This is a genomic window from Thiocapsa rosea, assembly GCF_003634315.1.
Classification (GTDB): domain Bacteria; phylum Pseudomonadota; class Gammaproteobacteria; order Chromatiales; family Chromatiaceae; genus Thiocapsa; species Thiocapsa rosea.
The window spans coordinates 3,776,987-3,790,685 of record NZ_RBXL01000001.1; the positions used below are offsets into that span (position 1 = coordinate 3,776,987).

A 13,699-nucleotide genomic window follows, 5' to 3' on the forward strand; every position below is an offset into this window, starting at 1 on the left:
ACGCAAGGGGTGCAGCGGACGCGGTTTAAATGAATTTTTTTAATTTTCTAAACCGCGTCTACTGTAAGGTCTTTGGGTCGATGCGAGGTCGAGGTCAGGCGGAACCGGCGCTTGTCGCGCCGGACGCGGTTTAGTGGGTTTAGGGCCTGATACGGTCGATGACGACGGCGACTTGCGTCTTTCCGGCGCTGTCGATCGGCCCGCTTTCGCCTTCGAGGTCGCCTGGTTGCGGTGTCGCTTGGCCGCTTTTGGCCACGCGTGCGCCGATCATGACCTGCGGAAAGGCCGAGAGACTCATTTCGGGCATCATGGCCATGCTGTCGTCGAGGGTCACGCGGGTCGGCAGGTCCTTGACCTGAACGCGCTGGACGGCGAGTGGCATCGGCGGGCCGGCGACGGCGCGCGCGAAGACGAATACGATGTCGTCCGGCGCCGCACCGGCCGATATGGCTTGATCCAGGCTCACGTCGGCGGTGACCGATGCGGCCGCAACCGGCTCGGATGCTGGCCCGGATGCCGACTCGGAGGCGGGCGCTGCGGTCTCTGACGGCTGCGCTGCGGGTTGTGCCGCCTGTTCCGTTCCTTCGGGCGTCGCCGCAGAGGAGGCTGTTTCGGCAGCAGCGTCCGGCGCCGGCGCACCCGCACGCGTCCTCGCCTCCGTGATCATCGTGCGCATGTCTACAGCGTCCTCAGACGCGGGGTCCATCTCGTCGAGGATACGCTGCCATGCGGTCGCCGCGGCGGTGTATTGCCCGCGTTGGTAATAGAGCATCCCCGACAGCCAGCGGGCGCTGGCGTTGTCGGGCTCGACCTCGAGGACGCGCTCGATCAACGCAGCCGGCTCGCCTTCCAGGCTGTTGTTGTTGTTCGCGGCCGTGGCCTCGGCGAAGGCTAGCATCACATCCGGGCGCTCCGGGGCCAACGCATAAGCCTTCGAGACGGCGTCGAGTGCCTGCCCCGGACGGCGCATGGTGAAGTAGGTCCGGCCGATCATCAACCATCCATCGACGTTGTTCGGATCCTCGGCCAAACGCTCCTCGAGACGCTGGACCAAGACCTCGAGCGGCGGGAGCTCCTCGCCATTGGGTCCGATCAGGGTCTGTGGTGTCTCGCCGCGCAGTGCGACACCCTCGAAGCGCTCGATGATCTCGCGGTTGCCGATCTCGTTGTAGATCAGCACCGCCGATGTCGGCACCGCCACGGCCAGCACGAGCGCCATCCAGCGGCCGCCGGAAGGACCGCGACGGCCCGAGGCAGCGATCTCGCCCGGGATGTCGCGCAGCAGATCCCGTTCCAGATCGCGTCGTGCCGCGGCGTACTGATCCTGTTCGAGAAAGCCACCGGCGAGGTCGGCATCGAGCTCCTGCAGGCGCTGCTTGAAGACCGTGAGGTTCAGCTCGTCCTGCTCGGGTGCTTCGTTCGTCTGCTCGGGTTGCAGCAGGGGCAGGGCGACATAAAACAACGCCAGGCCTATGAGCCCGGCGGTCAAAATCCAGAAGATGATCATTTGAGTTTTTCTTGGTTGTCGCCGCTGGCGGCGAGCAGTCGTTGGAGACGGGCGCGTTCGGCTTCGCTGAGATCCTCCTCGGCCTCGTCCTTCTTTCGCCCGAGCGTGCGGAAGAGCAGGTAGCCGCCCACGCCGAGGAAGATGAAGGGGCCGAACCAGAGGATATAGGTCGATGGCTTCATCGGAGGCTCGTAGAGCACGAAGTCGCCGTAGCGATCGACGAGGAAGGTCACGATCTCCTGATCGCTTTGCCCCTCGAGCATCATACGATAAACCTCTTCGCGCAGGTCCTGCGCCACACCGGCCTGAGAGCCGGCGAGCGACTCGTTTTGGCAGACCAGGCAGCGCAGCTTGGCGATCAGGTCGCGAAACGCCTCGTGTTGACCGGGTTGTTCGAACTTGAACTCTTCGAGCGTGTAGGCCGATGGTTGACCGAACGCCAGGATGCCGGCGATCAGCGCGAGGGACAACGACAGCTTGCGGACGCGATGAATCATGATGACTGAGGTCTGTACTGCTCGACGATCGGGCGGATGGTGGTTTCCCAGACGTTGCGGTCGACCGGCCCGATGTGCTTGTAACGGATGATGCCTTCGCCGTCGACCACGAAGGTTTCGGGGGCACCGTAGACGCCCCAGTGCAGACCATAGCGGTTGTCCGGATCGTAGGCGCTCACGACGTAGGGATTGCCGTAACGCCTGAGCATCTCGAGCGCCTCGGGTCTTGTGTCCTTCCAATTGAACCCGACGACCTGGACATCGTTGTTGCGTGCAATCTGCATCAGCTCGCCATGCTCCTGACGGCATGACGGGCACCAAGAGGCCCAGACATTCACCAGCGAGACCTTCCCCATGAGGATCTCGTTGGTGACCATTCGGCTCGGGTCGTCCAGCGACTCGAGCTCGAACACGGGTGCAGGCTTGTTCACGAGCGGCGAGGGGACCTTGCGCGGATCCAATTGCAGCCCGTAGAACAGCAGCGCGGCCAGTGCCATGAAGATGGCGAGCGGGATGAGCGCGCGCCGCTTCGCCTTTGTTGCCGCCTTTTTGGCCGCCGTTGTCGCTGAGGGGGTGGTCGTCGTCATGAGCGTGCCGCCAGGGCCCCGGCCGGGACATCAGCAGTGCGCCGCATCGTGCGATAACGCCGATCGGCCATGGCCAGGAGGCCTCCGAGTGCCATGAAGATCGCGCCGAGCCAGATCCAGCGCACAAAGGGTTTGTAATAGACCCGCAGTGCCCAATCGCCATCCGTTCCGACCGGCTCGCCGAGCGAGACGTAGAGGTCACGCAGGAATCCGGCGTTGATGGCCGCTTCGGTCATCGGCATACCGCCCGAGAAATAAGAGCGCTTCTCCGGATAGAGCACGGCGATCTGTCGTTCGTCTTTGAAGACGATGAACTCGCCTTGCTGCGCGAGGTAGTTGGGTCCGGGGACCGCCTGTACGCCGTTGAACTGGAAGCGGTAGCCCGAGTCCTCGTGCACGTCGCCCGGAGACATCCGCACATCGGTCTCGGAGCCGTGGATCGAGACCATGGTGACGCCGACGATGAAGACGGCGATGCCGATATGCGCGGTCCACATGCCGTAGTAGCTCAGGTTGCGGGCGCTGAAATCGGCCGACAGCCCCCGGAAACCGCCCTTGTTCTTCAGCCGCTCGGCGAGGCTGATCAGGTGCGTGCCGACCAGCCAGGCGCTCATGCTCAGGCCGAAGGCCATCGCGAGCCCGCCGTCCTCGAAGATCGGCTGCAGGGCCACGATGAAGACGGCGATGCCGAGCGCGAGCGCGATCCAAAGCGAGCGCACCAGCCGCATCGGCTCGTCGTGCTTCCAGCGCGTCGAGGGCCCGATCCCCATCGCTACGATGAGGAAGGGCGAGAGCGATATGAACATCTTGTTGAACCAGGGGAAGCCGACCGAGATCTTGCCCCATCCCGCAGCCTCGTAGATCAGCGGTGCAAGGGTGCCGAACAAGACCAGGACTGTCAGCGTCGCGAAGAGCAGATTGTTTACCAGCAGAAAGCTCTCGCGCGAGAGGATGTCGAAGCGGCCGCCGCCTGAAATGGTCGGTGCACGCCAGGCATAGAGCGCCAGCGAGCCGCCGATCACGATGCAGAGAAAGATCAGGATGAAGCTGCCGCGGGCCGGGTCGGTCGCGAAGGCGTGCACCGACGTCAGCACGCCCGAGCGCACCAGGAAGGTCCCGAGCAGCGACAGGGAGAAGGCCGAGATGGCGAGCAGCACTGTCCAGCTCTTGAAGGCCGCACGCTTCTCGGTGACGGCGAGCGAGTGGATGAGCGCCGTACCCACCAGCCAAGGCATGAAGGAGGCGTTCTCGACCGGATCCCAGAACCACCAGCCGCCCCAACCCAGCTCGTAGTAAGCCCACCAGGAGCCCAAGGCGATACCGATGGTGAGGAAGACCCAAGCCGCTGTGGTCCAGGGCCGCGACCAGCGTGCCCAGGCCGAGTCGAGCTTGCCGCCGATGAGTGCGGCGATGGCGAAGGCGAAGGCGACCGAGAAGCCGACATAGCCCATGTAGAGCATCGGCGGATGGATCGCCAAACCGAAGTCCTGCAGCAACGGATTCAGGTCGCGACCCTCGAGCGGTGCCGGGAAGAGCCGGTCGAAGGGATTCGAGGTCAGCAGCATGAACAGCAGGAAGCCGATCGCCACCATGCCGAGGACCGAAATGACGCGTGCCGCCATCGCCAACGGCAGATTCTTACTGAAGGCCGCGACGGCCGCGCCCCATCCGGCCGCCATTAAGGCCCAGAGCAGTAAGGATCCCTCATGACCACCCCAGATTGCCGAGACCTTGTAGAGCAGCGGCATCAGGGTGTTGGAGTGGCCCGCGACGTATTCGACCGAGAAGTCGTCGGTCAGGAACGCATGCAGGAGCGCGACGAAGGCAATGGCGACGAAGGTCAGCTGGCCGCGGGCAAGCGGTCGAGCCATCTCCATCCAGCGGCGGTTGCCGACGAAGCTGCCGAGCAGCGGGACGGATGCCTGCGCGATCGTGATGACGAGTGCGAGAACAAGGGCGAAGTGACCGAGCTCGGGGACCATCAGTTGGAGGCTCCGCCGGTGCCGGCAGTGCCGACGGACTCGATGACCCCGCTCACATGCGCCGTCTTGAGGGTGTCGGCGACCTCCGGCGGCATGTACTGCTCGTCATGCTTGGCGAGGACCTCTTCGGCATAAAAAACGCCGTCCGCACCGAGTCGACCCTTCGTCACCACCCCTTGGCCCTCGCTGAAAAGGTCGGGCAGGATCCCGGTGTAGGCGACCGTCACCGTCTCGGCGTTGTCCGTGACGTCGAACTTGACCGTCAAGCCGTCCTCTTGGCGTGCCACCGTGCCCGGTGTGACCAAACCCCCGAGACGGAAGACGTGCTCGGCCGGCGCCTCGCTGGCGATGACTTGAGACGGGCTGAAGAAATAAGAGATGTTGCTGTTGAGTGCACTCAAGGCCAAGGCCGAGGCCGCGCCGACGCCGACGATCGCGAGGCCGACGAACACCAAACGTTTCTGTCTTGCTTTCATTGATTCACTCCAGAGTCGCGCATCCGGATCAATCGACCAAGACGGGCCAAAATGGTTCGCCGTTGAGCGCGCAATTGAAGAATTTCCGCCACGAGCAGCACCACGACCATGCCGTAGGCGCCCCACACGAAGAAGGCGTAACCGCCTTGAGAGAAGAAGTCACTCATGCTCGATGGCCCCCGACGAGAAGGTCCCGGACCCAAGTGTTGTCGGCCTCGCGGGTCAGGATGATGCTGCGCAGCCGCATCAGGACGGTTGCGAAGGAGTACATCCAGAACCCGAAGGTCACCGCCAGCATCGAAAAAAGGATGTTGCCCTCGATCTGCGTCAGGTCGGACCGCTGATGTAGTGCGGCGCATTGGTTCGGATCCGGGCAGTTCACGGACCAGAAGATCAGCGGGACCATGACCAGCCCGACGATCGCCAGTAGTGCGGCAGCCCGGTCGGCACGTCGCGTGTCGTCGATCGCCGAGTGCAGCGCGATGTAGCCGATGTACATGAAGAAGAGGATCAGCTCCGTGGTGAGGCGTGGATCCCAATCCCAGTAGGTGCCCCAGCTGGGACGCCCCCAAAAGGCCCCGGTCCAGAGCGCCAGGAAGGTGAAGATGGCCCCGGTCGGTGCGATGGCGTTGGCCATCATGAACGAGAGCCGCGTGTTGAACACCAGTCCGATCGCAGCCCAACCCACCATCACGACATAGAGCCACATCGACATCCAAGCGGACGGGACGTGGATGAAGATGATGCGGTAGTACTCTTTCTGCGCATTGCTCCCGCCGAGCTGGTCGGGCGTCTGGAAGAACCCCCAGTAGAGGCCGACCAAGAGACACACCCCGGTCAGGATCCAAAACACCGGGATCAGTCGTCCCGCAATCGGGTAGAAGGAGGCCGGAGCGGCAAATCTAAACCAGTTCGAAGCCATTGGTGAAGGGGTCATCCCTCGGTTTATTCGATTGAAATCTTAAGCGCAGCCGACGATGCCAGCGGCGCAAACGTCAGCGCAGCAACCAAAAACGCCCCGAGCAGGGCGAGATAGGGTCGCGTGTCCGCCATATCGATGCCGCTCGCCGTCACCGCCCCGGCTCCGTAGACCAGCACCGGGATGTAGAGCGGCAGGATCAACAAGGACAAGAGGATGCCGCCGCCGCGCAATCCCAGGGTCAGTGCCGCGCCGATCGCTCCGATCAGACTGAGCACAGGTGTGCCGAGTAAGAGGGCCGCCATCATCGTCACGATTGCATCGTTGGAGAGATGGTACTGCATGCCGACCAGCGGGGCGATGAGGACCAGCGGCAGACCGGTCAGCAACCAGTGTGCCGTGATCTTGGCCAACACCAGAAGCGACAAGGGTTGCGCCGTCAAGACCATTTGCTCAAGCGTGCCGTCCTCGTAGTCCGCGGCGAACAGGCGCTCGAGCGCCAACATCGAGGCCAGCAGGGCCGCCACCCAGACCACACCGGGGCCGAGGATCTGCAGGACCTGTCGCTCCGTGCCCACGCCCAACGGAAACAGGCTCACGACGATGATGAAGAAAAAAAGTGTGGTCAAGACGTCCGTGCGTCGCCGCAGGGCCAGCGTCAGATCACGCAGCAGAACACACCAGAAGACACGCAGCACGGCCGGTCAGCTCCCGAGTTGAAGGCGTTCGACCTGACCGGAGGTCAATCCGACCTCCTGGTGAGTCGTCAGGACGACGATGCCCCCGTGCGCCACATGCTCGGCGATGAGGGTCTCGAGCAGATCCACGGCGCCGACGTCCAATGCGGTAAAGGGCTCGTCGAGGACCCAGAGCGGGGCGTTGCTCAGGATCAGCCGCGCCAAGGCCACGCGCTTTTTCTGACCCTGCGACAGCATGCGCGTGGGCAGATCCTCGAAACCGACCAGGCCGATTCGGGCCAGCGCCGCCCAGATCGCGGATTCGTCGACGCGGTCCCCGTCCAGGGTTGCAGCGACCCGGAGATTCTCGATACCCGTCAGGTCGGCCTTGATGCCGTTCAGATGCCCGAAGTAGAGCAGATCGCGACGATAGTCCTCGCCGAGACGACGGGTCGACTCGCCGTTCCAGCGGATCTCGCCCGAGTCCGGCGTGAATAGCCCGCACAGCGAGCGCAGCAGCGTCGTCTTGCCGCTGCCGTTCGCGCCGCGCACGTGCAGGAGCGTGCCCCCCGCAACGGCGAAGTCCAGGCCGGAGAACAGCATGCGGTCGCCCCGCCGGCATTCGAGCTGTGTCACCTCTAACATAGAAACGAAAGGGTTCCCTGGAAGAATCCGAACGCGCCGGTTGCGCGATCGCTTCACGGATCTTGTCGAATCCGCTTGATGTTCGGTCGCAGACCGAGGCCGGCGAGCAACCATATACGCTGGGTTCGGATTCTACAACCGCCCCGAGCGACGACTTCCGGCAGGATCCACTCGCGCGGTCGTTGTTGCTGCAGCTGTCTGCACGCGCGTCGCGGGCCGCCGGCTCATTGCGCTCGGCGCCGCCAAGGCAAAAAACGCATCCAGTCGCTTTCGGCCGGCGTCTTTTCGGCCGTTATGCAGGGCGCCAGTGCAATGAGATCCTCCCCGTCGAGCAGACGTCGCGGGTTGTCCAGTGTCAGCAGGCTCGCCGCCTCCTCCCCCAGCCATTCGACGACGCGGGCGCGTGCCGCCGACAGCGTGTCCGGACTGCGGCCCGTGGGACGATGGGCATCCGAGGCGATCAAGTGTACCCATCCCGACTCCAGCCAGCGACGACTGAGTCCTTGCAGACGTTCGCCGAAATCACCGCTGCAGCTCTGCGCGGTGAGCTGGACCTTGCAGCCCCAATCGATCCATTCAGCCAGGCGCTGCGGGCGTCGCGCGAGCACGAGATTGCGCTCGGGGTGGGCGATGACGGGCGTGATTCCGTGCCTCAGGAACTGTCCCAGGAGCACTTCGGCACCCCGCGGAACAACGTTCTTCGGAAGCTCGACCAGCGCGGCCTTGCCGCGATCGTTGTAGGTCAGGGCGCTGCCGTCGAGCACGCGGCTCGGCGCCTCGGGGACGAGATGGATCTCCGCGCCCGGAAAAAGGCCGAGCGTGATGTCCGCGTCGGCCAGGCGTTGCTGAAGGTCGGCCAAGGCGTGCCGGATAAGGTTGCCGGGGTTCTTGTAGACCCCGTTCAGGTGATGCGGGGTGCAGACGATTGCCCGGGTTCCACCCGCGACGGCTGCCCTGGCCATCTCGATCGCCGTCTCGAAGGTGTGCGCACCGTCGTCGAGCCCGGGGAGGATGTGGCAATGGACATCGATCACTGCGGGTTCCTGTCGCATGGATCCCTTGTGCGGGCGCTAGAGTCGATGAGATTCAACAAGATGCCTGATCGCGTCCGGGACGGCATCGGGGCTCCCCTCCGGGTTCTCATCCGGCTTCTCATCCGGCCCCTCGGCGTGGATTGCGTGGGGCGTCTCGCCGCCGTGTTGCCGATAGAGCCTGAGCATCGCCTCGGCGACCTGCGCCCAATGGGCGCGACCTTGGTCCGCGATTCGCACGAACGCATCCGTAGAGTCGGTCTCCAGCCAGGTCGCATAGGCATCGCGTAACGCCGGAAAAAGATGCAGACGCATACCGGTGAGGGTGCCGATGTAGAAATGCAGCGAGGCCGGCTCGCGGGCCTCGGCCAGCGCCGGCAGGGTCACGAGACAATCGGCGAGGTGGTCGCGCACCGCACGGGCCATCAGCTCGGCCGGCGTGTTGGCGAGCGCCGTCAGCATGGCGTTCCAATCCTCCCCGAGCCGGAGGCCGGCCTCGAACTCGCCTTGTTCGTGCAGCAGCAGCGCCGTGATCTCGCGCTCGGTCATGGCATCGAGCGACGACTCGAGTGCACCCTCGAAGTCGTAGCAGGCGAATGCGCGCCCGAGCGCGTTCTCGGGGCGGTGCCAGCGCCAGCCTTCGAGCTTTTCCCACAAGTAGCGTCGCAGTGACTCGCGCCGCACGAAGATGGTTCGACCCAGGGTCATGGCGGGCGGCGCGGTCAGGTCACGGGCGTACTCGTCGGCGACCACGAAGACCGAATACCCTTCGCTCGAGCGGTATTGCTCGAGTGCGCCGAGCACGAAGTGCGGCTTGGCGCGGTTGCCGAACCCGCCGCTGTAGACCAGACCGAGCGGGGCGAGTCGGCTGTTGATGGCCTCCGCGTCGAAGGGGTCGAAACGCTGTCCATCGATCTCGATGGGCCGCATCTCCGCCTCTTCGAGCTCTTCCCAGAGCTGCTCGCGTGCTTGGAGCCACTCGCCGACTTGCTCGCGCTCCAAGGACGCACCATAAGGGAGGTGCTTTTCCCAGCGAAAGTATTCCCGCATCTTCATCAGATAGATGCAGAGCGAGTCATCGGCGCCGTGGCGCGCATCCGAGACGTGACAGTTGTACTGCACGGCCTCGGCCAGCACGCTGATTGCAGGATTCGGCATCTGAACACCTCGAGCCGGAAAGGTCTTTTTTCTGAGTAGAATGATAGGACATTAGGCCGGCAACTTCCCGCCGCCCTGCCAATCTCGGGGCGGCGTCGGCCCAAACAAGTCGCGAAACAGGAGTCGGACGTGGCATTACGTATCAAGAGTCATTGGTGGAACGACGATCAGGAGCGCTCGCTCCCGGAGATTGCGAGCGCGCTGGCCTTCATCGCCTGGCGCATCGCCGTGGACAAGGCCATCAATCTGCACTGCGAACGCTTCGTCTACGAGAGCGATCGTCAGCGCCTGGACGTGATCGAGGAGTATCTGGTTTTTCTGATCCAGATCGCGGATCGCATGTCGCAGGTCATTTTGAAGGACGAGGAGCGTCGCACCCTGATTACCGCCTTCGCGAAGAAGGTCTTCGAGCATGTGCAGGACAACACGCAGGACCTGCTCGGTCCGGGCGATTACGGCGGGCCCTTCATCGCGCGGCTCAACGCGCGCTCCGGCGAGTATGCCGACTACCAATTCGACGACGAGGGCCCGAGCTACGCCTTCCTGCGCCATCTCGGCTTCGAGATTCAATCCCTGATGGGTCCGAGCGAGGAGAACCGCTGGGTCATCGATCAGGTGATGGACAAGGACGGATGGGACGCTTACAAGCGCTTCTCCAAAGCCTTCCGCGATCTGTTCGAGTGAGTTCGACGTCTGCGCAAGGCATGGAGTCCCTGACGCCGTGAGTCTCGAGCCAAACCGTTGCGGAATGTTTCGTTGTCGTTGTCGTCATAGGATTCCGGACGACAACGACAACAACAACGAGTAGAGCCTTCGGCCACTTTTCCCGGTTCGGGCTCTGCCGGTAGATCCTTTTCCGGAAATCACCTCACCACTAACCACTAACCACCATATCCCAACCTACCCCGGCCTACGGGGAGCCGGGCCCCGTGCGGGCGCGGTGCCGCGGCGCTCCAGTTGGGTGACCAGGATGCCGCAGAGGATCAGACCGAGCGCGTACAGATGGTTCGGCTCCGGCTCCTCGCCGAGGAAAAGCATCCCGACGCCGACGGCCCACAGCGGAATCAGGTAGTTCAGCTGAGAGACGAACGACGGACCGGCCGATTTCACCAGTTTGAAATACACTATGGTTGCAATCGCGGTCGCAAAGACCCCGAGCAGTGCGACCGCGATCAGGTGCGGTGTGTCCGGAACGACCTCTAATCCGCCAGCCACGGCGATATCCCCGGTGATGAAGAGGATCGGCACCATCATCAGCGAGGCCAGAGAGATGGTGGAGGCGGCGCTGAAGAGCGCATCGCTCGCCGGGCGAAGGCGCGCCAGGATCGAGGAGACGGCGTAGCTGATGGCCCCGCCCAGCACCGCCAGCATCGGCAGCAGGTGCCCTTGTCCGTTGGCGAGATCCGAGAAGGCGTCCGGGCCGACCAGCACCACGACACCGGCAAACCCCAGGACAAAGCCAGCCGCGCGATAGCGTGTGAGATGCTCGCCCGGGACCAGGAAATGGGCGAGCCCCAGGGTCGCCAGCGGCATGACGGCCATCAGGATGCCGGCAAGACCGCTGTCGATAAAGGTCTGGCCCCAAGAGATCAGGGAAAAGGGCAGGACGTTGCCGAACACGGCGATCAAGATATAGAAGACCCAGAGCCGTGCACCGGCAACCGGCCGGGTCGCGAACATCCAGGCCGCGGGGACGAGCAGCGTCGCAGCCACGACCAAGCGTCCGGCCACGACGAGATCGGGTGGCACGCCGCCGACCGCAATCTTGGTCAGGAGAAAAGAGGTGCCCCACATCAGGGTCAGCGACAGCAGCATGACCCAGTCCGCGAGGCGATGCCGCCGGGTCAGTTGCATGGGCACGGTTGCGATCGGTCGCGTCGGGTCGGCGCGGATGGCGTCCGGGTGTCTGTCTCAAGCATGTCGATGATCTCGATTCTGGTTGAACGTCCGGGTGTCGGTTGACGTGCCTCGCTCGATGGGCCTGTCCTGCGACACGCCCGATCGGGATACGCACCCGCAGCCCGGGGTTTGACCGCAGCTGCATCGGGTCCGGACAATAGCCCGACCTACCCCGAGCCGACTCAGCCGCCATGACCTTCGCTGTCGAACGTACCCTGCCCCCATTGCCCACGATCCGCGAGGTGAAGGCCGGGAGCTTCATCTTCGAGCGGCCATTGGCGCTTCCGCCCGTCTTCTGCGACGCCGTGATCGAGCGCTTCGAGGCCCAGCCCGAATACCAATATGCCGGGCGGGTCGGGCAGCTTCGCACCGAGGATCCGGGCGTGAAGCGCACCACGGACCTCGTCGTGAGCAACAAGCCGGATTGGAAGGATGTCGACCGGATGTTCTTCGGCTCGCTGGCCGCCGCGATCAATGAGTTTCGCGAGACCTACCCCTACTTTAAAGGGCCCTTCAAGGACGAAGGCTACCAGGTCCAGCGCTACAGACCCGGCGAGTATTATCACTGGCACGTCGACGGCGGCAGCCACGAGTTGAGTCAACGCCAGTTGGTGGCGCTGTGGTATCTGAACGACGTGCCGGGTCCGGGCGGTGAGACCGAGTTTCTCCATCAGGACGTCGCCGTGCGTCCCGAGCGCGGCAAGCTCGTCCTATTTCCGCCCTTCTGGACGCACGAGCATCGGGCTGCGGTCATCCGGACCGGCGTGAAATACATTGCCACCACCTGGGTGGTCTTTGCCTGATGAGCGACAGGGCACCGATCCTGCTGGCCATCGTCGAGCTCGGCGGCTACCCCAATCTGACCACGCTCTATCGACACCTCGGATTCGAGGTCGAGGTGGTCGCCTCGCAGCGCAAGGCGCAGGTCGCGCTCAAGCGCCACATCCCGGACGTCGTCGTTGCCGAATACAACTTCCAATCCGACTTTCGCGATCGCACCAGCAACCTCGAGACCCTGATGGCACGCCTACAGCGTCATCCCGAGGTCAAGGTGATCTGCTTCTACCAGAGCGAGTACCGACACAAGCTCGACGCCATGACGGCACGCTTTCCGGTCTTCGAGGCGATTGCCTTCCCGATCGACCCGGCGCGGGTCGAGGCCGCCTTGCGTCGCGCCCTCACGCTGACAGCGCAGCCTTAACCCGCGCCCGGCGCGGTATGCGATGTTTTTGGATGGTATCGACCCCGGCAGACTTGACGACCGCTGGAGCCGGCGCGGTTTAAGGTATTAAAAGTATTAAAAGTATTCAAAGTTAAACCGCGTCCCCGCTAAGGGCGGTGGATGCTCCCAACGTCGAGCTCACTCGGAAGTGAGCATCTCGCTCCGGACGCGGTTTAGAAGTCGCGCAGAAGCGCGCTGCACGCTTGCGGCATGCGTGGCTCGGGCTTGGCTGCCGAGCTGCCGCCGCCCTTCGAGGGCTTGAGTGCCTCGTCGCTCAGCCACCAGGCGAGGTCCGTCCCGCAGCCGTCGTCGCCGGTCAGCGCGGCTTGCGATTCGCAATCCGGGCTCCCGGCCGGGCAGCGCAGCCGCACATGAAAGTGTGCATCGTGACCCCACCAAGGGCGGATCTTGCGGAGCCAATCCCGATCGGCGCTGCCGCTGTTGCGACACAGCGCCTGTTTGATCGCCGCGTTGACGAAGATCCGATCGACATCCGGATGGCGTGCGGCCGTCTCGATCAGGCTGGTCTGGGCCGGCCCCCAGGCCGCGCTCACCGAGCGCCCGCCGGCTTGCACCATACTCTGCGGATCGGAGCGATCGTCCATCAGGCGACGGGCCGCAGCAGGCGAGTCCGCCAGCGTGAACCAGATGTCGACATCCAAACCGTTCTGATGGCTGCGATGGGAGGAGGGCATGCGCCCGCCGCGCGGCTGACTCAGGTCGCCGATCATGATGAGACGCTCGCCGCGCGACTGCTGCGCGAGCCCCATGTCTTCGACAAACCGCAGCAGATCGGGGTGACCGTAGTAGCGGTTGCGATAGCGACGGATGCTGACGTAACCGGGTCCGGTCTCCGGCAGCGCATCGGCACCGCCGATACATCCGTTGGACACGCCGCCGATCACCTGGGGCGGTCCGCTGCTCGGCGCTGCGACCGCGGCCCAAGGCGTGGCCTGGACGTTCAGCGTTGCAAAAAAGAGCATGGCGCCGACGATGCAGAGGGCGGGTCCGAGCTCGCGGACCTGAGTGATCCGGGTCATGGCTTCTCCTGAATGGCTTCCAGCGAATGAAACTGCGGCGCATGATACCCGGATCGCTC

General features: G+C 64.0%; 16 protein-coding genes. 3 read left to right on the forward strand and 13 right to left on the reverse strand.

What is annotated here, in order from left to right; genetic code table 11:
* Positions 1-139 precede the first annotated feature (139 nt).
* The 11 genes from ccmI to BDD21_RS17070 all read right to left on the reverse strand — a co-directional run bounded on the left by ccmI (position 140) and on the right by BDD21_RS17070 (position 9,479).
* The gene (gene ccmI, locus BDD21_RS17020; protein WP_120798155.1) at positions 140-1,507 is read right to left on the reverse strand and encodes a c-type cytochrome biogenesis protein CcmI; all 1,368 of its coding nucleotides are present in this window, start codon (positions 1,505-1,507) and stop codon (positions 140-142) included.
* Complete coding sequence (locus tag BDD21_RS17025; RefSeq protein WP_211335087.1) at positions 1,504-2,004, reverse strand: cytochrome c-type biogenesis protein; 501 nt, start codon at positions 2,002-2,004, stop codon at positions 1,504-1,506. The genes ccmI and BDD21_RS17025 overlap by 4 nt, the downstream gene beginning before the upstream one ends.
* A complete protein-coding gene (locus BDD21_RS17030; protein ID WP_120798156.1) occupies positions 2,001-2,591 on the reverse strand; it encodes a DsbE family thiol:disulfide interchange protein in 591 nt (196 codons plus the stop codon). The genes BDD21_RS17025 and BDD21_RS17030 overlap by 4 nt, the downstream gene beginning before the upstream one ends.
* Positions 2,588-4,573 carry a heme lyase CcmF/NrfE family subunit gene (locus BDD21_RS17035; RefSeq protein ID WP_120798157.1) on the reverse strand — a complete coding sequence of 662 codons (1,986 nt, stop codon included), beginning with the start codon at positions 4,571-4,573 and terminating at the stop codon, positions 2,588-2,590. The genes BDD21_RS17030 and BDD21_RS17035 overlap by 4 nt, the downstream gene beginning before the upstream one ends.
* A complete protein-coding gene (gene ccmE, locus BDD21_RS17040) occupies positions 4,573-5,049 on the reverse strand; it encodes a cytochrome c maturation protein CcmE (protein WP_120798158.1) in 477 nt (158 codons plus the stop codon). The genes BDD21_RS17035 and ccmE overlap by 1 nt, the downstream gene beginning before the upstream one ends.
* Positions 5,046-5,216 (reverse strand): heme exporter protein CcmD, encoded by a 171-nt coding sequence (gene ccmD, locus BDD21_RS17045; RefSeq protein WP_120798159.1) that lies wholly within the window; start codon positions 5,214-5,216, stop codon positions 5,046-5,048. The genes ccmE and ccmD overlap by 4 nt, the downstream gene beginning before the upstream one ends.
* Complete coding sequence (gene ccsA, locus BDD21_RS17050) at positions 5,213-5,971, reverse strand: cytochrome c biogenesis protein CcsA (protein WP_120798160.1); 759 nt, start codon at positions 5,969-5,971, stop codon at positions 5,213-5,215. The genes ccmD and ccsA overlap by 4 nt, the downstream gene beginning before the upstream one ends.
* 23 nt (positions 5,972-5,994) lie before the next feature.
* Complete coding sequence (gene ccmB / locus BDD21_RS17055; RefSeq protein WP_120798161.1) at positions 5,995-6,666, reverse strand: heme exporter protein CcmB; 672 nt, start codon at positions 6,664-6,666, stop codon at positions 5,995-5,997.
* A 6-nt stretch (positions 6,667-6,672) separates the two neighbouring features.
* Positions 6,673-7,290: a cytochrome c biogenesis heme-transporting ATPase CcmA gene (gene ccmA / locus BDD21_RS17060; protein WP_120798162.1), complete on the reverse strand. Its 618-nt coding sequence runs from the start codon at positions 7,288-7,290 to the stop codon at positions 6,673-6,675.
* 224 nt (positions 7,291-7,514) lie between these two features.
* On the reverse strand, positions 7,515-8,342 hold the full coding sequence (locus BDD21_RS17065; RefSeq protein WP_120798163.1) for a tyrosine-protein phosphatase: 828 nt from the start codon (positions 8,340-8,342) through the stop codon (positions 7,515-7,517).
* Positions 8,343-8,360: 18 nt separating this feature from the next.
* The gene (locus BDD21_RS17070; RefSeq protein WP_120798164.1) at positions 8,361-9,479 is read right to left on the reverse strand and encodes an Sfum_1244 family protein; all 1,119 of its coding nucleotides are present in this window, start codon (positions 9,477-9,479) and stop codon (positions 8,361-8,363) included.
* Between the two features lie 129 nt (positions 9,480-9,608).
* Between BDD21_RS17070 and BDD21_RS17075 the strand changes: the two genes are divergently transcribed.
* Complete coding sequence (locus tag BDD21_RS17075; RefSeq protein WP_120798165.1) at positions 9,609-10,163, forward strand: hypothetical protein; 555 nt, start codon at positions 9,609-9,611, stop codon at positions 10,161-10,163.
* 216 nt (positions 10,164-10,379) lie between these two features.
* Here BDD21_RS17075 and BDD21_RS17080 read toward each other — a convergent pair whose 3' ends face one another.
* A complete protein-coding gene (locus BDD21_RS17080) occupies positions 10,380-11,333 on the reverse strand; it encodes a DMT family transporter (protein ID WP_120798166.1) in 954 nt (317 codons plus the stop codon).
* A gap of 236 nt (positions 11,334-11,569) precedes the next feature.
* Here BDD21_RS17080 and BDD21_RS17085 point away from each other — a divergent pair, with 236 nt between their 5' ends.
* Both BDD21_RS17085 and BDD21_RS17090 read left to right on the forward strand, forming a co-directional pair.
* Positions 11,570-12,181, forward strand: coding sequence for a 2OG-Fe(II) oxygenase family protein (locus tag BDD21_RS17085; RefSeq protein WP_120798167.1), 612 nt, complete (start codon positions 11,570-11,572; stop codon positions 12,179-12,181).
* Positions 12,181-12,579, forward strand: a complete 399-nt coding sequence (locus tag BDD21_RS17090; RefSeq protein ID WP_120798168.1) for a DNA-binding transcriptional response regulator — start codon at positions 12,181-12,183, stop codon at positions 12,577-12,579. Before BDD21_RS17085 ends, BDD21_RS17090 begins: the two co-directional genes overlap by 1 nt.
* 194 nt (positions 12,580-12,773) lie before the next feature.
* On the opposite strand, the gene mepA is transcribed toward BDD21_RS17090, so the two are convergent.
* Positions 12,774-13,640 (reverse strand): penicillin-insensitive murein endopeptidase, encoded by an 867-nt coding sequence (gene mepA / locus BDD21_RS17095; protein WP_120798169.1) that lies wholly within the window; start codon positions 13,638-13,640, stop codon positions 12,774-12,776.
* Positions 13,641-13,699 lie beyond the last annotated feature (59 nt).

Bases quoted from the DNA above. Each gene is read 5' to 3' on its own strand.
- BDD21_RS17090 (WP_120798168.1), top strand. From the start codon at position 12,181: ATGAGCGACAGGGCACCGATCCTGCTGGCCATCGTCGAGCTCGGCGGC.
- ccmA (WP_120798162.1), bottom strand. From the start codon at position 7,290: ATGTTAGAGGTGACACAGCTCGAATGCCGGCGGGGCGACCGCATGCTG.
- mepA (WP_120798169.1), bottom strand. From the start codon at position 13,640: ATGACCCGGATCACTCAGGTCCGCGAGCTCGGACCCGCCCTCTGCATC.
- BDD21_RS17025 (WP_211335087.1), bottom strand. From the start codon at position 2,004: ATGATTCATCGCGTCCGCAAGCTGTCGTTGTCCCTCGCGCTGATCGCC.
- BDD21_RS17065 (WP_120798163.1), bottom strand. From the start codon at position 8,342: ATGCGACAGGAACCCGCAGTGATCGATGTCCATTGCCACATCCTCCCC.
- BDD21_RS17085 (WP_120798167.1), top strand. From the start codon at position 11,570: ATGACCTTCGCTGTCGAACGTACCCTGCCCCCATTGCCCACGATCCGC.
- ccsA (WP_120798160.1), bottom strand. From the start codon at position 5,971: ATGGCTTCGAACTGGTTTAGATTTGCCGCTCCGGCCTCCTTCTACCCG.
- ccmD (WP_120798159.1), bottom strand. From the start codon at position 5,216: ATGAGTGACTTCTTCTCTCAAGGCGGTTACGCCTTCTTCGTGTGGGGC.
- BDD21_RS17035 (WP_120798157.1), bottom strand. From the start codon at position 4,573: ATGGTCCCCGAGCTCGGTCACTTCGCCCTTGTTCTCGCACTCGTCATC.
- BDD21_RS17080 (WP_120798166.1), bottom strand. From the start codon at position 11,333: ATGCAACTGACCCGGCGGCATCGCCTCGCGGACTGGGTCATGCTGCTG.
- ccmE (WP_120798158.1), bottom strand. From the start codon at position 5,049: ATGAAAGCAAGACAGAAACGTTTGGTGTTCGTCGGCCTCGCGATCGTC.
- BDD21_RS17070 (WP_120798164.1), bottom strand. From the start codon at position 9,479: ATGCCGAATCCTGCAATCAGCGTGCTGGCCGAGGCCGTGCAGTACAAC.
- ccmI (WP_120798155.1), bottom strand. From the start codon at position 1,507: ATGATCATCTTCTGGATTTTGACCGCCGGGCTCATAGGCCTGGCGTTG.
- BDD21_RS17030 (WP_120798156.1), bottom strand. From the start codon at position 2,591: ATGACGACGACCACCCCCTCAGCGACAACGGCGGCCAAAAAGGCGGCA.